This window comes from Streptomyces scopuliridis RB72 (genome assembly GCF_000718095.1).
In the GTDB taxonomy this organism is placed as follows: Bacteria; Actinomycetota; Actinomycetes; order Streptomycetales; family Streptomycetaceae; genus Streptomyces; species Streptomyces scopuliridis.
On the sequence record NZ_JOEI01000023.1, the window covers coordinates 15502 to 37254 of the forward strand.

The window sequence follows — 21753 nt, forward strand, 5'->3', positions numbered from 1 at the left end:
TCGGAGGTGTTCAGGATCGGAGGTGTTCAGGGGGTGGAGGTGTTCAGGGGGCGGTGGCGGGCGGCTCGGGCTCCTCGGCCGGTGACCGGTGCGCTTCGAGCGTGCCGGTGCGGGTGCGCTGGACGAACCAGTAGTAGGTGAAGCCGCCGACGGCGACGATGCCGACGAAGAGGAACGCGCCCCAGCGCAGATACCAGTGGTACGGCGGCGCCGCGTTGTACACCTCGTGGCGTGGCCAGGCCAGGTTCAGTGACATGGCCGCGCCCCACAGCACGGCGAGGACATTGACGGGCAGCCCGGATCTCCCCAGCGAGAAGTGCCCTTCGGCGGGTTTCCAGCTGCCGCGCAGCCGGCGCACCAGCATGGGCAGGGTGACCATCAGATAGGCCACATAGATCATGATGATCGCGATGCTGGTGATCACCGAGAAGATCTGCGGCTGGTCGATATTGATCACCAGGATGCAGATGGCGACCAGCCCGATGAAGATGGCGGGCACCACCGGGGTCCCGAACCGCGGGCTGACCCGGGCCACCAGCGAGGACGCGGGCAGACAGTTGTCACGCGCCATCGCGAACGCCAGCCGGATACCGGCCGCGTGCACCGCGAGCGCGCACACGGTGATGGCGACGACCACACACCACAGCACGCTCTGGCCGACGGCCGAGCCGAGCGTGGAGAGCACCACGTACTGGAGTCCGTCCACGGACAGCGCCTTGTTGTGCAGATCGGGCACGGAGAGCAGCGCGAACAGCAGGATGAACCCGCCGATGAGGAAGGACGCGATGAGGGCCCGCAGGATCGCACGCGGCGCGTTGCGCCGGGGGTTGAGCGATTCCTCGCCCAGCGAGGACGCCGTATCGAACCCGTACATCACATACGCGGAGGCGAGCGACGCGGTCAGAAAGGCCCCGACGTAGCCGAGCGGCTGACCGGCGCCGAAGCCGTCGGTCGTGACGATCGCGCCGGGGCCGCGCGTGATGTGCGCGGCCAGCAGCCCGATCGATCGGATAGCCGGCGGCCAGCTCACAGAAGCAGAGGGCCACCATCAGCTGGCCGAGGAACACCATCGGCCACGACCACCAGTAGCCTGGCCCGGCGAACTTGACCCCGAAGTAGAAGAGCTGGAAGGTGCCCGTCAGGATCGAGATGTAGCTGATCCCGGCGGCGAAGGTCTGGAAGTTGCCGAGGGTGCGCTTCAGTTCGGGCTTGTAGCCGAACGCCTTGAGGGAATCGTCGTCGTCCTCGCTCTGGATGTCATGGGCGCTACGGGTATCGGGTGCGGGCTCCGGACCCGACGGTGCGTGTCCGGGGCCCGGAGTCACTCGAACCATCCCAGGGGCCGCGGTGAGAGATTGCGCCACACATGTTTCGCCTCCTGGTACTCGGCCAGTCCGGCGGGACCCAGCTCGCGGCCGAAGCCGGACTGCTTCATCCCGCCCCATTCCGCCTGCGGCACATACGGCTGGAAGTCATTGATCCATACGGTGCCGGCGCGCAGCCGGGAGGCCACCCGCTGCGCACGGCCCACGTCCTGCGACCAGACAGCCCCGGTGAGCCCGTAGATCGTGTCATTGGCGAGCGCGATCGCCTCCGTCTCGTCGCGGAACCGCTCGACCGTGAGGACCGGCCCGAACGACTCGTCGCGCACCACGGACATCCCCGGTGTGCACTCGTCCAGCACGGTCGGCAGATAGTAGAACCCGTCACGCAGCGCCGGGTCGTCCGGCCGCGCGCCCCCGCAGCGCAGCACCGCGCCCTCGGCCAGCCCCGCCGCCACGTACGCCTCGACCTTGGCGCGGTGCGCGGCGGAGATCAGCGGTCCGGTACGGGCGTTCTCGTCGAACGGTCCGCCCAGCGGGATTTCACGCGCGCGGGCCACCACGTCCTCCACGAACGCGTCATGCAGCTCTTCCTGGACGAGCAGCCGCGCCCCGGCCGAACAGACCTGTCCCGAATGCAGGAACACCGCGGTCAGCGCGTAGTCGACGGCCGCCTCGTAATCGGCGTCGGCGAAGACAATATTGGGGTTCTTGCCGCCCAGCTCCAGGGCGATCTTCTTCACGGTCGGTGCCGCGGCGGCCATGATGCGCCGGCCGGTGACCAGACCGCCGGTGAACGACACCATGTCGACCCGCGGGTCCTCGCTGAGCGGCGCGCCCGCGATCGGTCCCGCGCCCAGGACGAGATTGGCGGCCCCGGCGGGCAGCCCGGCCTCGGTCAGCAGACTCATCAGCATGATGGCGGTGTGCGGGGTCAGTTCGCTGGGCTTGAGGACGAAGGTGTTGCCCGCGCCGAGCGCCGGGGCGACCTTCCAGGAGGTCTGGAGCAGCGGATAGTTCCACGGGGTGATCAGCGCGCACACACCGACCGGCTCATGCACCACCCGGCTGTCCACGCCGGGGTTTCCGGTGTCGACGATCCGGTCGGTGCCGCCGGCCGCCGTCAGATTGCCGAAGTAGCGGAAGCAGTTGGCGATGTCGTCCATGTCGTACGCGCTCTCGACGAGCCGCTTCCCGGTGTCCAGGGACTCGGCTCTGGCGAGTGCCGCCTTGTCGCGCTCCAGCAGATCCGCGACGCGCAGCAGCAGCCTGCCGCGCTCGGCGGCCGGGGTGGAGGGCCAGGGACCGCTGTCGAAGGCGTCTCGGGCCGCGACGATCGCCGCGGCGGCGTCCTTCGGCCCGGCCTCGTCGACGGTCGCGACCAGCGTGCCGTCGGCGGGGCAGCGGATCTCGCGCGTCTGCCCGCTGACGGCGGCGGTCCACCTACCGCCGATGAACAGCTCCGGCATGAAGGCTCCTCCGGTCGCGATCGGGGCACCCGGCGGAGTGCGGCCCGTCGCAGGGCCATGCGCCATGGTGCTCTGTGAACCGACAGTAAGGAGCGAGGAGCGGGTTCGCAGCGCGGGAGGCGCCGAGCGAGGTCAGCCGGAGGAGCGATTCATCGTATGTACGTTCGCACGCGCGGCTGCGGCAGCGGCCGTCACCTCCGCTGCCACGCGTCGAGTTCCCGTACCCGCGCGAGCGCGGCCGGCCGCTGCGGTACGGGGAGTACGGAGGCGAGCGCCCGCCACACCGGAAGGTCGTCCTCGCCCCAGGGGCTGTACGCCCAGTCGGCCAGCAGTCCCGGATCGCCCCGGGCGATCAGCGCGGCCCGCAGCTGGTCCGCGAGTCGTCGGCGCAGCCGTACCACCGTCGGTGCCCGCGAGGCGGGCAGCAGCGGCCCGGCGTACGCGCTCATCGCGGAGGTCACGGCGCCGGAGGCCAGCCGCCGGGTCACCGTGTCGTAGTCCGACTCGACGGGCGCGGCCAGCCGGTAGGGCCGCGAACGCAGCAGCCCGGGGCCGAGCAGCCCGCGCAGCCGGGAGAGTTCCGCGCGGAGCGTGACCGGCGTGACCGACTCGTCCTCGTACAGCTCGACGAGCAGCTCGTCCCCCGCGATGCCCTCGGGGCGGCGCGCGAGCAGCGTCAGGATCTCGCTGTGCCGGGGGCTCAGCCGCAGCTTCCGGCCGGCCGCCACCAGCAGCGCCTCGTCCCGTCCCAGCGCCGTCAGCCGGACGGCCCCGGCGTCGGGCGGCGGCGCGAACAGGGCGAGCTGTGACTCGGCGGCCCGCGCGACCGCCCCCACGAAGGCCAGACTGTGCGGATGGGCCAGCCGGTCACCACCGGTGATGTCGACGGCGCCCAGCAGCCGTCCGCTGACCGGATCGTGGACGGGCGCCGCCGCGCAGGTCCACGGGTGCACGGGCCGCTGGAAGTGCTCGGCCGCGAAGACCTGTACGGGCCGGTCCACGGCGATCGCGGTGCCCGGGGCGTTCGTGCCGGTCACGGCCTCCGACCAGCGGGCGCCCGGCACGAAGTTCATCCGGCCCGCGAGCAGCCGGGTCGCCCGGTGCCCCTCGACCCAGAGCAGTCGGCCGTGCGCGTCGCACACCGCCATCAGATGCTCGCCGTCCATGGCGTACGCGCCCATCAGTTCACGGAAGAGCGGCATCACGCGGGCCAGCGGATGGGCGTCCCGGTACGCGGCGAGCTCGTCGTCGGACAGCTCCACCCGCGCCGTGCCCTCCGGGCTGACTCGGGCACGCGCGGACCGCCGCCAGGAGGCCGCCACCACTGAGCGCACCGGGTGCTCGACCCGCCCCGCGGTCGCGTACGACTCGTACGCGCGGCGCAGCGCCCCTCGGCGCTTCACCGGGTCGGCGCCCGCTTCCAGAGCCACCCAGGTGTCGGTCAACGCGGCCTCCCCGGTCGGGCGTCACCGGACGTGACCATCGTCGCCCCGGCGGCCCGGCCGGGCAAGCGTCCTGCCGGGCAACCGCGCCGTACGGACCACCTCACTCCTCGGCGAGCGCGTCCTCGGCGAGCGCGTCCGCCAGGGCCGCCGCGGGATCGGGGCCGCCCGGACCGGCGGGCGTCCAACGCCCGCGCTCCTTGCGGTACGGCCACCAGCGCCCGTCGTGTCCGTACCGCAACTGCACCGACGCCTCGGCCACGGTCCAGCGCCCGCCGCCGCCCGCCCGCAGCCGGGGCCGGTCCCCGTCCTCCCAGGCAGCGTCGAGCACCGCCGCGGCCCGCGCGAGGGCCTCGGGCTCGGGAGTCCAGGTGTCCTCCAGTACGGCGAGCGCCGGCGCGCCGCCGTACCGCCAGGCGCGTACCGCGAGGTCCAGCTCGGCCGGCCGCCGGCCGGAACCCGAGGCGAGGCGCGCCACCAGTCGCCGGTCGGATGTCGTGGCGGCCAGCCGTACCGCATCCTGTCCGGGTGTCAACTCCGGTTCCTCCGGCTGCTGTTCATGGCCGGGCAGCAGCGCTTCCGACAGCAGCCGCAGCGCCCGCGCCGCCGCGTCGGCGGCGAGGAACTCCAGGGCGTCCGCCTCGATCCCGGCCGGCGGCGCGGCCTCCGTGTCCAGGGCCGGCGGCTGTCCCGGCTCCGGCGGCAGTGGCGGGGGAGCGGGCAGCGGGGGCAGCAGGTCGCGCGCCGCGAAGGCGGCCACGGCCGGTACGCCCGCCGCCTCGTCGCCCCGGGCGTCGTCGTCGCGCGTACCGTCCCCGGGCTCCTCCTTCGTACGGGCGGCGCGCGCGACACTGCGTACCTGGAGCTCGTCGAGCAGCCGGCGCTCGCTCCTGCCCCGCATCAGCAGCAGGACGAACGGATCCTGGTCCAGCAGCCTGGCCATCTGATAGCAGAGCGCGGCGGAGTGCGGGCAATGGTCCCAGGCCTCGCAGCCGCACTCCGGCTCCAGGTCGCCTATGCCGGGGAGGAGTTCGACCCCGGCGCCCGCGGCGTCCTCCACCAGATGCGGAGGCATCTCCCGGTCGAGCAGCGCCGCGATATGGCCCGCCCGGTCGACCGCCATGTCCAGAAAGCGGTCCCACTCCTCCTCGCTCAGCTGCTGCAGCAGCACATCGCTGCGCTGGGCGGTGCCGTCCCGGTCCTGGACGACCGCCGTGATCCGTCCCGGCCGTACGGACACGGCGCCGACGGCGCCCTCGCGGGCCTGTCTGCGCCCCCTCTTCAGCTGCTGGCCGTCGAGCGCGGTGTCCTCCAGCGCCTTCAGCCACGCCTGGCCCCACCAGGTCTGCGCGAAGGCCCGGCCCCGGGCGGGCGCCAGGGCGGCGAAGGTGCGCTCGTCGCCGTCCCGCGAGCCGCCCACGGGGCTGTCCACCGCGCTGTCCAGTGCGCCCTCCACCGCGCCGTCCATCGGACCGTCCTCGGAACCGCCGTCGTACGTACCGTTCATCGGGCGCTCCCTCGCAGCTCCACCAGATCCGCCAGCTCGGCGTCGGTCAGTTCCGTCAGAGCCGCCTCGCCGGAGCCCAGTACGGCGTCGGCCAGCCCCTGTTTACGCGCCAGCATCTCGGCGATCCGGTCCTCGATCGTGCCTTCGGTGATCATCCGGTGCACCTGTACGGGCCGGAGCTGCCCGATGCGGTAGGCGCGGTCCGTCGCCTGCGCCTCGACGGCGGGGTTCCACCAGCGGTCGAAGTGCACGACATGCTCGGCGCGGGTCAGATTGAGCCCGGTGCCCGCCGCCTTGAGCGACAGCAGGAAGACCGGCACCTCACCGTTCTGGAAGCGGTCCACCATCGCCTCGCGCTCGGCGATCGGCGTACCGCCGTGCAGAAACTGGGTCGGCACGCCGCGCTCCGCCAGATGCCGCTCCAGCAGCCGCGCCATCTGTACGTACTGGGTGAAGACCAGCACGCTCGCGTCCTCCGCGAGGATCGTGTCGAGCAGTTCGTCCAGCAGCTCCAGCTTCCCGGAGCGGTCGGTGAGCCGGGGTCGCTCCTCCTTCAGATACTGCGCCGGGTGATTGCAGATCTGCTTGAGCGCGGTCAGCAGTTTGACGACGAGCCCGCGGCGTTCCATGCCGTCCGCCTCCGCGATCGCGGCGAGCGTCTCCCGTACCACCGCTTCGTACAGCCCTGCCTGTTCCTTGGTGAGGGAGACGGCGCGGTCGGTCTCGGTCTTGGGCGGCAGTTCGGGCGCGATCCCCGGATCGGACTTCCGACGGCGCAGCAGGAACGGGCGGACCAGCGCGGCGAGGCGTTCGGCCGCCGCCGGGTCGTTACCGCTCTCGACGGACTCCGCGTAGCGGGTACGGAACGTGCCGAGGCGGCCGAGCAGCCCCGGCGTCGTCCAGTCGAGGATCGCCCACAGCTCGGAGAGGTTGTTCTCCACGGGGGTGCCGGAGAGGGCGACCCGCGCCTTGGCTCCGATGGTGCGCAGCTGCCGGGCGGTGGCGGAGTACGGGTTCTTGACGTGCTGCGCCTCGTCGGCCACGACCATGCCCCAGTCCGTCCCGCCGAGTCTCGCCGCGTCCAGCCGCATCGTGCCGTAGGTCGTGAGGACGAACGCGCCGTCCCCCAGGCCCTCCAGGCTGCGTGAGGCACCGTGGAAGCGGCGCACCGGTGTGCCGGGGCCGAACCGTTCGATCTCGCGCTGCCAGTTACCCATCAGGGAGGCCGGGCAGACGACCAGGGTCGGGCCCGCCGCCGACGGGTCGGTCTGCCGGTGCAGATGGAGCGCGATCAGGGTGATCGTCTTGCCGAGCCCCATGTCGTCGGCGAGACAGCCGCCGAGTCCGAGCGAGGTCATGCGGTGCAGCCAGTTGAGCCCGCGGAGCTGGTAGTCACGGAGCGTCGCGGCGAGCGCGGCCGGCTGTCCGATCTCCTGTTCCGCGCGCTCCGGATCGGCGAGCCGGTCGCGCAGGGTGGCGAGCCAGCCCGTCGCCCGTACCTCGACCCGGCGGCCCTCGACCTCGGTGGAGCCGGTCAGTACGGCTTCGAGCGCGTCGACCGGACTGACCTTGCGGTCCTGGCTCTCGCGGGCGCGCCGGGCCTCCGCCGGGTCGATCAGGACCCACTGGTCACGCAGCCGGACGACGGGACGGCTGGCCTCGGCGAGCCGGTCCAGCTCGGCGCGGGAGAGCCGCTGATCGCCCAGCGCGAAGTACCAGTTGAACGAGAGGAGGGCATCGGCCGACAGGAAGGCGGGCAGATCCGTCTCCCGCCGGGGAGATCCGCCGGTTTCGGCTGTGCCGGACTCGGACTCTTCGCCTGCCGGGCCGATGACCGCGCGGGCCGTCAGCGTGCGCGCCAGCTCTCTGGGCCAGTGCACCTGGACGCCGGTCGCGGCGAGTGCCACGGCCGCCTCGCCCAGCAGTTCGGTGACCTCTTCGTCCGCCAGCTCGATGGCGTCCGGCACGGCGGCCGAGAGCAGCGGGGTGAGCGACGGCCAGGCGCGGGCGGCGCGGCGCAGCGCGAGCAGGGCGTCCATCCGGGCGCGCGGGCCGAAGACCGCCGCCGAACCCGACCACACGTCGGTGGCGTCGGAGACCACCGAGGGGTCGCTGACGCTGTGCATCTGGAGGACGGCGCGGAAGACGGACCCCGGCGTGCCCGACGCGTCGGCCAGGCCCGGCAGCTCGACGCGCAGCGAGAGCCGTACGCCCGCGTCATGCCCCGCCGCCACATCCGTGGCCCAGTCACGCAGTTCGGGAAAGCGCCGGGGCGCAGTGGCCGCGAAGGCGGGCCCCGCCGCGACGAGCGTGGCGGCCGGCGTGCGCGGCAGCCCGTCGACGACCGCGTCGAGGAACGCTCTCAACAGCCTCTCGGGCCAGGGGAGAAGGACCGTATCGGTCCGGTCGGCGGCCGGGTCCGCAGCGGCGCCGAGCGGTACGGCGTGCGCGCTGGGCGGCATGGAGGCGGCCAGCGCGCGGATCCGCTCCAGATCCTCGGCGGCCAGCGGTCCGGCCCGCCACGCGTCGTGATCCGTACCGGTCAGGCCGGGCAACAGCCGCCCACGGGCGGCGAGTTGCAGGGCCAGGAGCGCCGCCGCACCCCAGAAGGCCGCCGACGGCGACGCGTTCGCCGAGGCGCGAGCCCTGGTCAGCGCGGGGAGAGCGGCGGATACGGGAGTCAACAGCGCCCTGACCGTGAGAGGGTGGCCCTCGGTGTCGACGACGGCCAGTTCCTCCAGGGAGCCCGGTGCGGACGGCGGCTCCGCGCCGTCGGGTTGCCAGAACGCGATCCGCCCGGTGCGAGCCGGATCCGCGGGGAGAAAGACGGTGGAACAGTGGGCGAGTTCGGCGGTCCGGGAGAGCGTTGCCGCGGGGAGCCTGTGCACAGCGAAGACGCATTCCTCAAGTTTGACTAATGCGGGTCGGAGCCGCCGAGGGTACCCCACCGCGAAGCCACGCGGGGACGGCGCCGCGGTGACCTGACTCACTCCCGCGACACCCCTGGGTGTAGCCAGCACCACCTCCACACCCCGGACAGCACCCGCCGTTTCCGGGTGGTGGCCTCATGGCTGCCCGGTATCACGCACCCCTACGTTTCAAGGGAGCCGACGCAGTCCGCGTGGCCCTCTCTCAGTGCCCACCTCGGCCTACAGACCGGAGACCGACATGCCCCAAGCCGCCGCCATACCCGTCGCGGAGCCCATACCCGACCCCGCAGTCGGCCGCGCCGGCGGCAGCGACTTCACCCCCCTCCTGCGTACGGTGAGGGAACAGGGTCTCCTGGAGCGCCGGGTCGCCTGGTACGCCCGGGGCATCACCGTCAACTTCCTCTTCCTGGCAGCGATCGTCGCCGGAATGGTGCTCCTCGGCCCCTCCTGGTGGACGCTGCTTCTCGCGCCGCCGCTGGCCGTCGTATCGGCGCGCATGGCGTTCGTCGGCCACGACGCGGGACATGCCCAGATCACCTCCGACCGGGGCAGGGGCCGCTTCATCCAGCTCGTCCACGCCAATCTGATGCTCGGTATGAGCCAGGAGTGGTGGAACGACAAGCACAACCGGCACCACGCCAACCCCAACCACATCGACAAGGACCCGGACGTCGCCGCGGACATCCTCGTCTTCACCCAGCACCAGACCGCGGGCCGCACCGGACTGCGCCGCTGGCTCACCCGGCACCAGGCCTGGCTGTTCTTCCCGCTGACCACGCTGGAGGGCATCGCCCTCAAGGTGTACGGCTTCCAGGCCGTCTTCTCCCGCGGCGACGACCGGATGCCCGCCCGCCGGCGGGTGACCGAGGGAGCGCTGCTCGCCGCCCATGTCGTGGCGTATGTGACCCTGCTGCTGACCACGATGACCGTCGGCCAGGCCATCGTCTTCGCCCTGATCAACCAGATGCTCCTCGGCCTCCATCTGGGCATGGCCTTCGCGCCCAACCACAAGGGCATGGAGATGCCCGACCCGGAGAACAGCGAGGGCTGGGGCCATCTCCGCCGTCAGGTCCTGACCTCGCGGAACGTCCGCGGCGGACTTCTGACCGACTGGTTCCTCGGTGGTCTCAACTACCAGATCGAGCACCATCTCTTCCCCAGCATGCCGCGCCCCCATCTGCGGCTCGCCCAGCCGATGGTGCGCGCCCACTGCCTCTCGCTGGGGCTCCCGTACACGGAGACCGGACTGATCGAGTCGTACCGCCAGGCACTCGGCCATATGCATGAGGTCGGCGAACCGCTGCGCGCGGGCGCATAGTGGAACTGGCGGACGCCCGTGTGCGTTCACAGGGCAGGAAGCGGCCCGGCCGCGAAGGAGGCGTCGAGATGTCGACACGTACAAAGATCGCCATCGGGGGAGTGGCCGTTGGCCTTCTTCTGATACCGCTGATCGGTTTCTGGTTGTCGCTGCTGGTGGTGCTCGGCGTGCCCGCGGCCGCGTATCTGATGCTGGACCCGTCGCAGCGCCGCAGGCTGCGGAGGATCAGCCGCAAGGAGCTCGGCCGCTGACCCGGACGGGCTGACCGGCCGCGTGTGGGGTTCTGGGGCGGACGGTCCCGGGCCCCACACGCGCATGCCGTTCCGGCGACACGTAGGGTCCCGTGCCGTGGAGATCCATGCCGTCGCCTATGACCACCCCGACGCCATAAAGCTCAGCGACCAGGTGCAGGCGGAGTACACGAGCCGGTTCGGCTACGACGACACGACGCCGCAGCGCCCCTGGCACTTCGAGCCGCCGCAGGGGCTGTATCTGCTCGCTTACGAGGACGGCGTGCCCGTCGCCTCGTGCGGCTGGCGTGCCCAGGACGCGGACGACGAGGGGTACCGGCGCGGCGACGCGGAAGTGAAGCGCATGTACGTCGTTCCCGAGGCGCGGGGGCGCGGTCTGGCCCGCCGGATCCTGGCCGCGCTGGAGGACAGCGCGCGGCGGGCCGGGCGGGTACGGATGGTCCTGGAGACCGGGATTCCGCTGACGGAGGCGATCGCCCTCTACCGGTCCAGCGGATACGTGCCCACGGCCGACTTCGGGCCCTACCGAGGCCATCCCGACAGCACGTTCTTCGAGAAGGCCCTGTGACTTCGGGAAGCCCCTGTACCCCTGTACGAAGAGCCGGTAACCGGAAGGCGGTCCGAGGGGGGCGCTATCAGGACGGGCGTACGGCCATGTCGTCGAGCGCCTTCAGCAGTTCCGGCAGCTCGGCGCCCCGGCCGACCGGCAGCACTGCCCCCGGCTCCTCGTCCAGCAGGACGAACGCCATGTCGTCGGTCCTGGCGACGAAGGACCAGCCGGGGCCGTCGGCGCGCAGTGTCCGTGCCTCGCCCGGGGCGAATCCGGACCGGACCCGCCCGAGCGGCGGTGGACTGTCCAGATACCCGCGCAGTTCCTTCAGCACGCGTCGCACCCCGTCATGGGCGGGCGCCGGCGCGCTGTCGCCGTCCGCGGCCCGCGGTTCCCTGCCGTGCAGCTGTTCCCGCCAGACCGTCCACTGGAGGGCGATTCCGTCCGCGCCGAGGCGGCGCTGAGCAGGGCCCCAGGTCTCCGTATCGGGCGGCGCGAGGGGTGGCCGGAGGCCGTCCTCCTCGAAGCCGGGTTCCGGTTCCGGATCGTGCGGGGCGGGTACGCCGGGCGCCGCGACCGCGAGGGCGACCGGCCAGCCGGGCAGGGCGCAGACCACGGTCTGTTCCCCCGGCGACAGGTCGTGCTCCATGCCGCAGTCCCAGGCCGCGATCGCGACGGCGACCAGGGACACGTCGTCCACCACCACCGTCCAGCGGGCGCCGTCGCCGTCCTGCCCCATGACCAGCCCGTATCCCCGGTCGTACGGATCGAGACCGAGGGCGGCACACGCTTCCGGATAGTCGTCGCCGAGTACGGCGGGGAACCGCGCCGGTGTGAGCAGCGCGGCGGTCAGCACATACAGTGCGTCGTCGTCCACGGAGTCTTCAGTTCCGGTCACCGCGCCTCCCGAACCCATCGGTTGTCGGCGCACCCTAGCCAGTGGGCAACCCGGACGTCGAGAGCGCGGCACGACCAGGCTTTTCCGGCCCTGGCCCCGGTCTCGGTATCGGGGCCGGGCCGGTGGTCAGGCGGCCGGCAGGCCGAGCAGGCCGCGGGCCACGGTCTGCGGCGACTCGTCCCGCTCGCGGGCCAGCGCGATGACCGCCCGGCAGGCGAGTTCGCTGACGCCGAAGGAGAGGGCCTCCGGTGATACCCAGCCCGCCGCCTCGTCGATCCGCTGCTGATCGTCCTCGGCGCACGCCGACACATAGGTGGCGGCGGCCTCGAATATGTTGTGCGGCCGGGCCGTGGGCCGCTCCGCGGCCGGAACGGCGGCACGGTCCGACACGAGGATCCTGCGCAGTCTGCTGAACACGGGGTCCACCTTCCCTGCTGCCGTGTGGTGCGGCCCGCACGATCGTCCGGGCCGCCCTTCCAACGTACGGTCGGCGGGGCCCCGGCAGAAGAGGCCCTTCCCCGGGGCAGGTGTTTTTCCGGGTCCGGGAGGCGGGGCTCAGCCCTGGCGTACCGCCAGGGCCAGAAAGCGGGAGTCCTCGTCGGTGTACGACTCCAGCCGCCAGCCCGAACCGGCCAGCAGCGGACGGAGATTGGGCTCCGCGCGCAGATCCTCGTCCGTGATCCGCCGGCCCTGCCGGGCCGCCAGCGCCGCCCGGCCGATGGGGTGGAACAGCGCCAGCCGGCCTCCCGGCCGTACGACCCGGGCCAACTCCCGCAGATTCTCGCCGGGCCGCGGGAGATGGGCGATCAGCCCCGCACCGAACACCGCGTCGAGCACCGCCGACCGCACCGGCAGCCGGCTCACATCGGCGAGCAGCAGCTGTCCGGCGGCGCGCCGTCCCGCCCGTACGGCCGCGTCGAGCATCTCCGGGGTCAGATCGACGCCCAGGACCGTGCCCCGCGCGCCCACCGCGTCCCGCAGGGGCGGCAAGGCGCGGCCCGTCCCGCAGCCCGCGTCCAGCACGGCGTCACCGGGGCGCAGCCCCAGGTCGGCGACGGCGGCGGCATAGGCCGGACCGTCGTCGGGGAAGCGCGCGTCCCAGTCCGCCGCCCGGGAGCCGAAGAATTCCTGCACATGTGTGTGGTCATGGGCCATGGGGCAATGATCCCCGGCGTGGCCGTCGTACGGCACGTGGGCCGCCCCACTTCCCGTCGGCCTGTCCCGGGGGTAGCTTGTCCCAGAGGTTCCGGGCATCCGGGACATCCCGGATGTTCCGGCGTCTCGGAGGTCCCTGGGGGCTTCTCGCGGAGATTTTTCCGAGAAATCTTCGTGGGTCCCGTCGAGGATGTCGAAATCACGGCGCGTGCTTCTACCTGTCAGTGAGAGAGAGCGCCGAGAAGGGCGCGACAGTGAGGAGACCGTCATGAAGTACATGCTGCTGATGCAGTTCAGTGAGAAGACCGCTGACTTCCCGCCGATCACGGAGTGGACCCAGGACGAGGTCAGGGCCCATATCGCTTTCATGCGTGACACGAACAGCAAGCTCTCCGAGGCGGGCGAGCTGGTCACGGCGGAGGGGCTGGCCGGACCCGACCAGGCCAGGATCGTACGGGCGGGCGGCGACGGCTCCGCCGTCATCACCGAGGGACCCTTCCCCGAGACCAAGGAATTCCTGGCCGGTTACTGGATCGTGGACTGCGACAGCGCGGAGCGGGCGGTGGAGCTGGCCGCGTATGTGTCGACAGCGCCCGGCCCCGGTGGAAAGCCGCTGAACATGCCGATCGAGGTGCGCCAGGTGATGGCGGGACCGCCGGAGGAGATGTGAGCGCTGACTGATACGACCCCCCGCCCGGCGGAACCCGAGCCCGGTCCGGCGACGGATCCGGGAATCGGCGGGGAGACGACGTCCGAGGACCTGCTGCGCACGCTGGCGCCGCAGGTCGTCGGCGTGCTCACCCGGCGGTTCGGGGATTTCGACGCGGCCGAGGACGCCGTGCAGGAAGCCCTGCTGGCGGCGGCGACGCAGTGGCCCGACGAGGGCATGCCCCGCAATCCGCGCGGCTGGCTGATCCAGGTCGCGAGCCGCCGGATGACCGAGCGGGTACGTGGCGAGCAGGCGCGCCGCCGCCGCGAGGACCTGGCGGCGAGAGGGCTGCCCGCGGACCGGCGGACGGCACCGGCCGCGGACAGTGACGACCCGGCGGACCGGGACGACTCGCTCGTCCTGCTGTTCCTGTGCTGCCATCCCGCACTGTCGCCCACGGCCGCGATCGCTCTGACGCTGCGCTGCGTCGGGGGCCTGACCACGAGCCAGATCGCGCGCGCCTTCATGGTGCCCGAGACGACGATGGGGCAGCGGATCAGCCGGGCCAAGCAGCGGATCAAGACGTCCGGGATCCCGTTCCGGATGCCGGAGGGCGAGGAGCGGGCCGGCCGGCTCGACGCCGTACTGCATGTCCTCTATCTGATCTTCAACGAGGGATACGCCACCAGCGAGGGCCCCGATCTGCAACGGGTCGAGCTGTCCCGGGAAGCGATCCGGCTGACCAGGGCCGCACATGAACTGCTCCCCGATGACAGCGAGGTGGCCGGTCTGCTGGCGCTGATGCTGCTCACCCACGCCAGAAGCGCGGCGCGCACCGGCCCGGCCGGTGAGCTGATCCCGCTCGCGGAGCAGGACCGGGGGCTCTGGGACGCGCGGGCCATCGAGGAGGGCACCACGCTTCTCACGGCCACCCTGCCCAAGGGGCCCCTCGGCCCGTATCAGGTCCAGGCGGCGGTCGCCGCCGTCCATGACGAGGCGGCGACGGTCGAGGACACCGACTGGCCGCAGATCCTCGCCCTGTACGGAGTGCTGGAGCAGCTGTCCGCCAATCCGGTCGTATCGCTGAACCGGGCGGTGGCTGTCGCGATGGTGCGCGGCGCCGATGCCGGGCTCGACATCCTCAAGTCCCTCGATGCGGACGGCCGGCTGGCGGGCAACCACCGGCTGTATGTCGCGCGGGCCCATCTCCTCGAAATGGCCGGCGACCGGCCGGGCGCGCTGGCGAACTACCGGGAGGCGGCGCACCGTACGACCAGCCTTCCGGAACGGCACTACCTGACGCTCCGCGCAGCCCGCGTCGCCGCTCCGGAGTGAGGGACGTCTCCTTGGGGGCGGGGGCGCGGACCGTGCCCGGGATCAGCCGGCCGGTGTGCCTTCGCTCTCGCGGTCGTCCTCGCCCTGAGTGGCGGCCCTGATCCGCTTGCGCCGGCGCGAGGCGCGCAGATTGGCCGCGTTGCCGCAGATACGTACGTCGTGCCAGACGCCGCTGTTGTTGCGCGACGTGTCGTAGAAGGCCGACCCGCACTCGCTGTTGCGGCAGATCTTGAGCCGGGGCCAGGTCCCGGCGCGCTGGGCGAGCAGCGTCTCCGACCAGAGAGCCGACTCCAGCCAGCCGCGCCCCCGGCCGACCGGGAGCAGCTGTACCTGCCCTGCCTCGTCGGGCGCGAGCCGCACCGTCACGCCGCGCCCGGACGCGGGGCGGGGCGCCGCGCCGGGTGCGGGATCCGTGCCCGACGCCGGGGCCGTGGTGGTGAGCAGCCGCTCGAAGGATTCCCGCAGATCGCGCAGGGCCCGCGGGTCCGACGGGGACAGCGCGCAGTCGGGGGAGTCGAGGCCGTGGATACGGGCCCACTCCCCGGCGGCGCCGGTCAGCCACCGCTCGGCGGCCTCGTGGCCGGCCAGCAGATCGGGCGCGTACTCCCTGATCGCGCGGGTGTTGATCAGCTCCTGCACCAGCGCGAGTCCGGCAGGCGCCTGGCGGACCCGATATCGCTCACTGGCTACCCATGACATAACCGAATCGTACTTGACTATGTCGCGACGGGCGAGCACGCTGAAGACAGAGGCTATTGGATTACGCCTCTGTCTATTTCATGAGGAGAGCGCGACATGACCACCGTCAGTGGAGCAACCGCCCTGGTCACCGGGGGACAGCGCGGCCTGGGCCGGGCCTTCGTACAGGAACTGCTGGAGGCGGGGGCCGCCAAGGTCTACGCCACGGCCCGAACGCCCGTCGCCGAGAGCGACCCGCGGATCGTCCCCCTGCCGCTGGAGGTGACCGACGGGGACTCGGTCGCCGAGCTGGCGCGTACGGCCGACGATGTCTCCATCGTCATCAACAACGCGGGGATCTCCGGCGGCGGCCCGCTCACCGACGTCGGTATCGAGGAGGTCAGGGCCCTCTTCGAGGCCAATGTGTTCGGTGCGCTGCGCGTCGCCCAGGCGTTCGCCCCGGTGCTGGCGGCCCGCGGTGGCGGTGCGCTGGTCGATATTCACTCGGCGCTGTCCTGGGCGGCCGGGGCAGGTGTCTACGGTGCGACGAAGGCCGCTCTGTGGTCGCTCACCAACTCGCTCCGGCTGGAACTGGCGCCCCAGGGGACACAGGTGGTGGGCGTCCATCTCGGGTACACGGACACCGACATGATCCGCGGGCTGGACGTCGTCAAGAACGATCCGCGGGACGTGGCCCGCGATGTCGTCGCCGCGCTGGAGAAGGGCGAGAGCGAGGTTCTGGCCGACGAGGTCAGCCGTGCCTTCAAGGCCGCGTTGTCCGGACCCGTCGAGGGGCTGAGTATGCGGCCGGCCGCCTGAACGCTGATCGCGGCGCGGGCGGGGCGGCGCAGGCGCGAGGGGTGGGGCGTGCGGCAAGGGCGGGGCGTTCGGCACGGAGTCGTGTCGGACGCCCCGCTCGTACGTCAGTCCGCGATGTCCGCGTACGCCAGTACTTTGTCGATCTTCACCCGTACCACCAGCTCGCCCGGCACCCCGTTGCGCTCCCCGAACTCTTCCGCGCGCTCCTCCCCCATGTACCGCGCGGCGATCCGGGTCGCCCAGGCGCGCAGTTGATCCGGCTCTTCGTGGATCTCGGCCCGGCCGTTGATCACCACGAAGGAGAACGGCGGACGCTCGTCGTCCACGCACAGCGCGAGTCGGCCGTCGCGCAGAAGATTGCGGCCCTTCGCGGTGTCCTTGCCGGTGTTGAAGACGAGATCGTCGCCGTCCACTACGAACCAGATGGGCGCGATATGCGGGCTCCCGTCGGCCCGTACGGTGGACAGCTTGCCGGTGCGCGTACCTTCCGAGACGAAGGCGTGCCACTGCTCCTTGCTCATGTTTGTCGCCATGTCCGCATTTTCCGCCGCCGGGGCGGCCGGCGCGACGCGACGCCCCGGGGATCCGCTTGCCCGGGAGCGGCCGGTGCGGAAGGCTACGGGCGTTGCGGGACCATGGGGAACACCTGAACGGGGAGGAACGACAATGCCGTTGGAAAAGGGACTCGACTGGTTGCTCGACGACCTGACCGAACGGGTCGAGCACATCAAGCACGCGCTGGTGCTGTCCAACGACGGCCTGGTGACGGGGGCCAGCAGCGGACTGGAGCGCGAGGACGCGGAACATCTCGCCGCGGTCTCCTCGGGGCTGCACAGCCTCGCGCGGGGATCCGGGCGGCATTTCCGGGCCGGCCAGGCCCGGCAGACGATGGTCGAGTTCGATGAGGCTCTGCTGTTCGTGACCGCCGCCGGTGACGGCAGCTGCCTGTGCGTACTGACGGCGGCCGAGGCCGATGTCGGCCAGGTCGCCTACGAGATGACGCTGCTCGTCAACCGGGTCGGTGAGCACCTCGGTGTCGCGGCGCGGCAGCCGGGAGGCACCAGTCTGAGCGGTCTCTGAGGGCTCTGAGGTCGCTGGCACTTCTGCGGGCTCTGGCGTCTTTGCAGTTCCTCGGCCCGAAGCCGGATCCTCGGCCCCGTCCGGGAGTTATCCACAGGCTCGGCGAGGAATGCCGCTGTCGCGCTACGGTCGTCACCGAGAGTAGTTACGCCTCACGGGGGAGGACCACCATGTCCGTCAGCGACGCTCAGTCACAGGCCCGGAACCACGATGCCGGGGAAACGAACACGACCGCCGTGGCCGCGACGGCCGAAGCGGCGGAGGCCGCGGGGAAAGGACCCCGGGCCGTCGGCGCCGACCGGGCCGCGCGGGAACTGGAGCTGCGGCGGGGAGAGTTCGAGCTCGCCGCGCAGCTCGGGCACATCCGTACCATCACCACCGCCGGCGCGACGACCGCCGGCTCGACCGCCGGGACGACTCTGGGGCGACGGCAGGTCACACGGCACGAGATCGACCGGCTGCGGGCGGCGGAGGGATTCCCGGACACCCTGCGCGAGCGGGTGCGGACCGTGGGCACGGCCGAGGGGGCGGCGCTGATGCCCGTCAGCCCCGGGCGCTTCACGCAGCTGGCCCGGTCGGGGTTCCTCGTGCCGGTGAGGTTCTACCTCAATCGCTATCGCGCGGTCGTATGGCTGTATCTGGCCGATGAGCTACGGTCCTTCGCCGCCAGGGAACCGGCGTTGCTCACCGGACGGTTCCCACGGCCGCTGCGGGCCGGCCTGGAGGCGGGGGAGGACTGGCGTCCGCGCAACTGGCGGGGCCGGCGCATCGGCCAGTTGCTGCATGAGATCGGGGACCCCTGGGAACGGGCGGCCATCGCGGGCTGTGTGCTCGATCCGGTCCAACTGGCCGAGCTGGTGGCTGATCCGTACGAACGCGCCTATCTGGAGCGGCTGCGGCCGGATCTCGGCCATGGCCGGCCCGAGTCGGAGGCGGCGCGGACGGCGGTCCAGCGACTGCTGGTGGCGGATCACCCGGACGAGATCCAGTGGCATCGCTCCAGTCTTGACACCCTGCTGACGGCGGCCCGGCACGCTCGCCCCGCCCCGCGCCCCGGCAACTCCCTTCCGCACGCGGGTGGTCCTGCCCCGCGCTACGACGGGACAGGACCTGCACCAGTACCGACAGGACCCGCAGCCGCACCGACAGGACCAGAACCCGGGCCGACGGCGGTTGCGCACGAGTTGGCGCGCGAGGGCGGCCACCGGGGCCTCCTGACCCGGCTGCGCGTCAGGAGGGAGAGAGGCCCCCGTGCCAGGCGTCAGGGGACGGTGGTCAGGAGGTGACGCGCAGGACGAGCTTGCCGCGGGTCCGTCCCCGCTCGCCCCGGCGGTGCGCCTCGGCCGCGTCCGCCAGCGGGAGGACGTCCTCGACCTCGACCTTGGTGACGCCCTTGTCGATCAGCCCCGCGATCCGGGCCAGGGAAGCGCCGTCGGGCTCCACGAGATAGGCGCTCGCGCGCACGTCCCGGGCGAGGGCCGCGTCGTGCAGCTCGGGGGAGACACCGGAGGGCACGGCGACGAGGAGACCGCCGGGCCGCAGGGTCTTGAGCGAGCGGGTGCTCGTCGCGTCGTGCTCGTCCCCGATGAGATCGATCACCACATCGATGTCGCGTACGGCGTCCTCGAACCGGACCGCGGTGTAGTCGATGAGCTCATCGGCGCCGAGCGAGCTCAGCCAGTCGTGCTTGGCGGCGCTGGCGGTGCCGATGACATGAGCGCCGAGGTGCTTGGCGAACTGCACCGCGAAGTGGCCCACACCGCCCGCGGCGGCGTGGATGAGGACGCGCTGCCCCGCCTCGACCCGCGCGGCGTCGACGAGCGACTGCCACGCGGTGAGCGCGGCCAGCGGCACCGCGGCGGCCAGGTCGTGGCCGACCGACACGGGCTTCCGGGCGAACTGGCGGGCGGGCGCGGTCACATACTCGGCATAGGCGCCGGCCTGCCGGGGGAACCACGGCATGCCGTACACCTCGTCGCCGACCTGAAGGGTGTGGACACCGAAACCGACCTCCGTCACCACGCCGGAGACATCCCAGCCCAGGACGAAAGGAGGTTCCCCCAGCACGCCGGACATCCCACCGCCCGCGCGGGTCTTCCAGTCGACGGGGTTCACACCCGCCGCGTGGACCTGGACCTGTACCTCTGTCGGCAGCGGTTCCGGCCGTGTCAGCTCGGTGAGCCGGAGTACCTCGGGTCCGCCGAAGGTGTCCTGGGTGATCGCGCGCATCGTTTTCGCGTCGCTGCTCATCGCGGTTCTCCTGTGGTGCGTGCCGGGGCATCTACCCACCCCCGGCGGCTGCTGTCCGACGTCCGCAAGCTACCTCTGGGGTAGTGGTTTCTCGCAAGGGCCATTACTATCCCTAGGGAAGTATGCAGCTCGGAGCAGTATGGAGGGGCGCGCGATGGCCATCACCTGTACGACGGGCCGACACGCCGAGCATGACGTCTACGCGGCCCAGTGCCCGTGCCGGGATGTGCTCGATCTGCTGGCCAACAAGTGGGCCGCGCTGGCGATCGGCGCGCTGGAGGAAGGGCCGCAGCGGTTCGGCGCGCTGCAGCGACGGCTTCAGGGTGTCAGTCCCAAGGTGCTCACGAGCACCCTGCGCCGACTGGAGGAGCACGGATTTGTCGACCGTACGGTCTATCCGGCCGTGCCGCTCCATGTGGAGTACGCGCTCACCGCACTCGGCGTGAGCGTCGCCGAACCGCTCGGGCAGGTACGCGCCTGGGTGGAGAACCATCTCGACGAGATCAGATCGTCCGGCACGGAGGAGGCTGCCTGTGTCACTCCCGGAGGTGACTCACCACATTGACCACCCGGCCGTTGGGATCGGTGACGAAGAACCGCCGTACCCCCCACGCCTCGTCGCGCAGGGGGTAGACGATCTCGGCGCCGCTCGCGACGACCGCCGCGTACACCGTGTCCACGTCGTCCACCTCGATGCTCAGATCGGGGACGACGGCGACGGACTCGTCGTGCCGCATCAGCGTCAGCTGCGCGCTGGGCTGGGAAGGGGAGGCGAGCGTCATGACCCAGCCCAGGTTCATGACTTCCTCCAGTCCGAGGAGTCCGTAGAAGTCCCGGCTCTCCTGCATGGCCTCGGACCGAATGTCGGGTACGACTCTGCGGACGGACATCGGTGGCTCCTGTCGGTGACTGCGGGCGGTCCCGCGTGCCCCATCCTTCCCCCAAGCGGGGCCCGTTGTCCGTCGTCAGGGCCGGGCGTCGCCGGTGACGATGGTGCGTTCCGCGGAGAATTTGCCCCAGTTGCCGTCGGGCAGCTTGGCACGGATCTTCACCCGGTAGGTCTCACCGGCCTTCTTGCTCGCGAACACGCTGTAGGTGGCCCGGCCCGTGGGAGGCTCGCCGCCCCAGATCAGCGTCGTCGCGAACTTCCCGTCGAGATAGATCTGGTACGAGGGGACCTTGCCGCCGGTCTTCGGTGCCAGCCAGGACAGGTCCACGTAGTGGGCGCCGTCGGCGGCATGCGTCGCGGCCCGGAAATCGACGGGCGCGGTGTCGGGATCGTCGCCCGGGCCGCGCGGGGTGGTGATCTCCACGGCCCGGCTGGCGGGCGAGGTGTTGTCGGCCGCGTCCCGCGCGGTCACGGTGAAGCTGTAGTCGGTCCCCGGCCGCAGCTGGGTGATCCGCGCGCTGGTCGCGCCCCCGTCGACGCTATGGATCTTGGAGCCGCCCTGGTAGATGTCGTACGAGGTGACGCCCTGGTCGCCCGCCGACGCGGCCCAGTTGAGCCGGGCGCCCCGGGCGCCGTCGCTCTTGCCCGTCACTCCGGTCGGCCGGGCCGGGGCCTTCTTGTCCTCGGCGACCGCGGCCGGTGTGGTGACGGCCAGTTCGCCGCTGGGCGGGGAGACGGCCCCCTCGGCGCCCCGGGCCCGGACGCTGAAGGTGTAGGCGGTCGACGGCTTCAGCCCGGTGACATCGATCATGGTCTCGTCGGCCGGGACGTCCTTGATCTTCGTCTTGCCCCGGTAGACCTCGTAGCCGCTGACTCCGTCCTTGCCGGGGGCAGGCTTCCACATGACATGGACGGAAGTGGCGCTCCCGGCCTGGGCGGTGACGCCGGCCGGCGCCGAAGGCGCCTTCGCGGCCTCGTCGTCGGAGCCGCACGCGCCCAGCACGAGGACGGCGGCGGACGTGAGGGCGGCAAGGCTGAAGGTCCTTCTCATGGCCGTGTCCTCCACCTGGGGGCAATGGTCTAGACATATATGACACAGGTGTCGGGTTCACATCAAGGGGCAGGCGGTATCCGATGACGGATCATCACGACTCCCGCCCGCCACGGCCATCGCGGCCGGACTCGTCCGCACCGGGGCTCGCGTCGCCGCC

At 71.8% G+C, this 21753-nt stretch carries 21 protein-coding genes and 1 pseudogene; 9 read left to right on the forward strand and 13 right to left on the reverse strand.

What is annotated here, in order from left to right:
• Positions 1–43: 43 nt before the first annotated feature.
• The 5 genes and pseudogenes from IF11_RS37015 to IF11_RS0126655 form a co-directional block, all read right to left on the reverse strand.
• Positions 44–1334, reverse strand: a pseudogene (locus IF11_RS37015) (APC family permease).
• Positions 1322–2791 (reverse strand): aldehyde dehydrogenase family protein, encoded by a 1470-nt coding sequence (locus IF11_RS0126640; RefSeq protein WP_030354272.1) that lies wholly within the window; start codon positions 2789–2791, stop codon positions 1322–1324. Before IF11_RS0126640 ends, IF11_RS37015 begins: the two are co-directional and overlap by 13 nt.
• A gap of 191 nt (positions 2792–2982) precedes the next feature.
• Positions 2983–4236 (reverse strand): GAF domain-containing protein, encoded by a 1254-nt coding sequence (locus IF11_RS0126645; protein WP_037728631.1) that lies wholly within the window; start codon positions 4234–4236, stop codon positions 2983–2985.
• 100 nt (positions 4237–4336) lie between these two features.
• A complete protein-coding gene (locus tag IF11_RS0126650) occupies positions 4337–5740 on the reverse strand; it encodes an SWIM zinc finger family protein (protein ID WP_244888246.1) in 1404 nt (467 codons plus the stop codon).
• Positions 5737–8628 (reverse strand): DEAD/DEAH box helicase, encoded by a 2892-nt coding sequence (locus tag IF11_RS0126655; protein WP_030354275.1) that lies wholly within the window; start codon positions 8626–8628, stop codon positions 5737–5739. The genes IF11_RS0126650 and IF11_RS0126655 overlap by 4 nt, the downstream gene beginning before the upstream one ends.
• Positions 8629–8908: 280 nt before the next feature.
• Between IF11_RS0126655 and IF11_RS0126660 the strand changes: the two genes are divergently transcribed.
• The 3 genes from IF11_RS0126660 (at position 8909) to IF11_RS0126670 (ending at position 10807) form a co-directional block, all read left to right on the forward strand.
• The gene (locus IF11_RS0126660; RefSeq protein WP_030354276.1) at positions 8909–9988 is read left to right on the forward strand and encodes a fatty acid desaturase family protein; all 1080 of its coding nucleotides are present in this window, start codon (positions 8909–8911) and stop codon (positions 9986–9988) included.
• 68 nt (positions 9989–10056) lie between these two features.
• On the forward strand, positions 10057–10239 hold the full coding sequence (locus IF11_RS0126665; RefSeq protein WP_030354277.1) for a hypothetical protein: 183 nt from the start codon (positions 10057–10059) through the stop codon (positions 10237–10239).
• Between the two features lie 97 nt (positions 10240–10336).
• Positions 10337–10807 carry a GNAT family N-acetyltransferase gene (locus IF11_RS0126670; protein ID WP_030354278.1) on the forward strand — a complete coding sequence of 157 codons (471 nt, stop codon included), beginning with the start codon at positions 10337–10339 and terminating at the stop codon, positions 10805–10807.
• Between the two features lie 67 nt (positions 10808–10874).
• Here IF11_RS0126670 and IF11_RS0126675 read toward each other — a convergent pair whose 3' ends face one another.
• The 3 genes from IF11_RS0126675 to IF11_RS0126685 all read right to left on the reverse strand — a co-directional run bounded on the left by IF11_RS0126675 (position 10875) and on the right by IF11_RS0126685 (position 12842).
• Complete coding sequence (locus tag IF11_RS0126675; protein ID WP_030354279.1) at positions 10875–11687, reverse strand: hypothetical protein; 813 nt, start codon at positions 11685–11687, stop codon at positions 10875–10877.
• 126 nt (positions 11688–11813) lie between these two features.
• Entirely contained in the window at positions 11814–12104 is a 291-nt protein-coding gene (locus IF11_RS0126680) for a hypothetical protein (protein WP_407706513.1), read from the reverse strand.
• Positions 12105–12242: 138 nt separating this feature from the next.
• Positions 12243–12842: a class I SAM-dependent methyltransferase gene (locus IF11_RS0126685; RefSeq protein ID WP_030354281.1), complete on the reverse strand. Its 600-nt coding sequence runs from the start codon at positions 12840–12842 to the stop codon at positions 12243–12245.
• A 268-nt stretch (positions 12843–13110) separates the two neighbouring features.
• Here IF11_RS0126685 and IF11_RS0126690 point away from each other — a divergent pair, with 268 nt between their 5' ends.
• Both IF11_RS0126690 and IF11_RS0126695 read left to right on the forward strand, forming a co-directional pair.
• Positions 13111–13512 (forward strand): YciI family protein, encoded by a 402-nt coding sequence (locus tag IF11_RS0126690; protein WP_030354282.1) that lies wholly within the window; start codon positions 13111–13113, stop codon positions 13510–13512.
• Positions 13513–13575: 63 nt separating this feature from the next.
• Positions 13576–14826 (forward strand): RNA polymerase sigma factor, encoded by a 1251-nt coding sequence (locus IF11_RS0126695; RefSeq protein ID WP_030354283.1) that lies wholly within the window; start codon positions 13576–13578, stop codon positions 14824–14826.
• Positions 14827–14868: 42 nt separating this feature from the next.
• Here IF11_RS0126695 and IF11_RS0126700 read toward each other — a convergent pair whose 3' ends face one another.
• Positions 14869–15525 carry a CGNR zinc finger domain-containing protein gene (locus IF11_RS0126700; RefSeq protein WP_051746241.1) on the reverse strand — a complete coding sequence of 219 codons (657 nt, stop codon included), beginning with the start codon at positions 15523–15525 and terminating at the stop codon, positions 14869–14871.
• 96 nt (positions 15526–15621) lie between these two features.
• On the opposite strand from IF11_RS0126700, the gene IF11_RS0126705 reads away from it, so the two are divergent.
• On the forward strand, positions 15622–16323 hold the full coding sequence (locus IF11_RS0126705) for an SDR family oxidoreductase (protein WP_030354285.1): 702 nt from the start codon (positions 15622–15624) through the stop codon (positions 16321–16323).
• A gap of 104 nt (positions 16324–16427) precedes the next feature.
• Here the strand turns inward: IF11_RS0126705 and IF11_RS0126710 are convergent, their stop codons facing one another.
• A complete protein-coding gene (locus tag IF11_RS0126710) occupies positions 16428–16856 on the reverse strand; it encodes a PPOX class F420-dependent oxidoreductase (protein ID WP_030354286.1) in 429 nt (142 codons plus the stop codon).
• 133 nt (positions 16857–16989) lie between these two features.
• On the opposite strand from IF11_RS0126710, the gene IF11_RS0126715 reads away from it, so the two are divergent.
• Together IF11_RS0126715 and IF11_RS37020 are read left to right on the forward strand one after the other, a co-directional pair.
• Positions 16990–17403: a roadblock/LC7 domain-containing protein gene (locus IF11_RS0126715; protein WP_030354287.1), complete on the forward strand. Its 414-nt coding sequence runs from the start codon at positions 16990–16992 to the stop codon at positions 17401–17403.
• Positions 17404–17573: 170 nt separating this feature from the next.
• A complete protein-coding gene (locus IF11_RS37020; RefSeq protein WP_051746242.1) occupies positions 17574–18689 on the forward strand; it encodes a DUF6397 family protein in 1116 nt (371 codons plus the stop codon).
• Here the strand turns inward: IF11_RS37020 and IF11_RS0126725 are convergent.
• A complete protein-coding gene (locus IF11_RS0126725; RefSeq protein WP_244888248.1) occupies positions 18679–19653 on the reverse strand; it encodes an NADP-dependent oxidoreductase in 975 nt (324 codons plus the stop codon). The two genes, IF11_RS37020 and IF11_RS0126725, sit on opposite strands and share 11 nt — an antisense overlap.
• A 154-nt stretch (positions 19654–19807) precedes the next feature.
• On the opposite strand from IF11_RS0126725, the gene IF11_RS0126730 reads away from it, so the two are divergent.
• Entirely contained in the window at positions 19808–20218 is a 411-nt protein-coding gene (locus IF11_RS0126730; protein ID WP_051746244.1) for a winged helix-turn-helix transcriptional regulator, read from the forward strand.
• Here IF11_RS0126730 and IF11_RS0126735 read toward each other — a convergent pair.
• Both IF11_RS0126735 and IF11_RS0126740 read right to left on the reverse strand, forming a co-directional pair.
• A complete protein-coding gene (locus IF11_RS0126735; RefSeq protein ID WP_030354291.1) occupies positions 20190–20543 on the reverse strand; it encodes a VOC family protein in 354 nt (117 codons plus the stop codon). The two genes, IF11_RS0126730 and IF11_RS0126735, sit on opposite strands and share 29 nt — an antisense overlap.
• 75 nt (positions 20544–20618) lie before the next feature.
• On the reverse strand, positions 20619–21593 hold the full coding sequence (locus IF11_RS0126740) for a fibronectin type III domain-containing protein (RefSeq protein ID WP_030354292.1): 975 nt from the start codon (positions 21591–21593) through the stop codon (positions 20619–20621).
• Positions 21594–21753 lie beyond the last annotated feature (160 nt).

Coding starts and splice junctions, on each gene's coding strand:
- IF11_RS0126735 (WP_030354291.1), bottom strand. CDS start 20,543: ATGTCCGTCCGCAGAGTCGTACCCGACATTCGGTCCGAGGCCATGCAG.
- IF11_RS0126650 (WP_244888246.1), bottom strand. CDS start 5,740: ATGAACGGTACGTACGACGGCGGTTCCGAGGACGGTCCGATGGACGGC.
- IF11_RS0126640 (WP_030354272.1), bottom strand. CDS start 2,791: ATGCCGGAGCTGTTCATCGGCGGTAGGTGGACCGCCGCCGTCAGCGGG.
- IF11_RS0126700 (WP_051746241.1), bottom strand. CDS start 15,525: ATGTCATGGGTAGCCAGTGAGCGATATCGGGTCCGCCAGGCGCCTGCC.
- IF11_RS0126730 (WP_051746244.1), top strand. CDS start 19,808: ATGGCCATCACCTGTACGACGGGCCGACACGCCGAGCATGACGTCTAC.
- IF11_RS0126705 (WP_030354285.1), top strand. CDS start 15,622: ATGACCACCGTCAGTGGAGCAACCGCCCTGGTCACCGGGGGACAGCGC.
- IF11_RS0126685 (WP_030354281.1), bottom strand. CDS start 12,842: ATGGCCCATGACCACACACATGTGCAGGAATTCTTCGGCTCCCGGGCG.
- IF11_RS0126665 (WP_030354277.1), top strand. CDS start 10,057: ATGTCGACACGTACAAAGATCGCCATCGGGGGAGTGGCCGTTGGCCTT.
- IF11_RS0126690 (WP_030354282.1), top strand. CDS start 13,111: ATGAAGTACATGCTGCTGATGCAGTTCAGTGAGAAGACCGCTGACTTC.
- IF11_RS0126740 (WP_030354292.1), bottom strand. CDS start 21,593: ATGAGAAGGACCTTCAGCCTTGCCGCCCTCACGTCCGCCGCCGTCCTC.
- IF11_RS0126710 (WP_030354286.1), bottom strand. CDS start 16,856: ATGGCGACAAACATGAGCAAGGAGCAGTGGCACGCCTTCGTCTCGGAA.
- IF11_RS0126660 (WP_030354276.1), top strand. CDS start 8,909: ATGCCCCAAGCCGCCGCCATACCCGTCGCGGAGCCCATACCCGACCCC.
- IF11_RS0126715 (WP_030354287.1), top strand. CDS start 16,990: ATGCCGTTGGAAAAGGGACTCGACTGGTTGCTCGACGACCTGACCGAA.
- IF11_RS37020 (WP_051746242.1), top strand. CDS start 17,574: ATGTCCGTCAGCGACGCTCAGTCACAGGCCCGGAACCACGATGCCGGG.
- IF11_RS0126725 (WP_244888248.1), bottom strand. CDS start 19,653: ATGAGCAGCGACGCGAAAACGATGCGCGCGATCACCCAGGACACCTTC.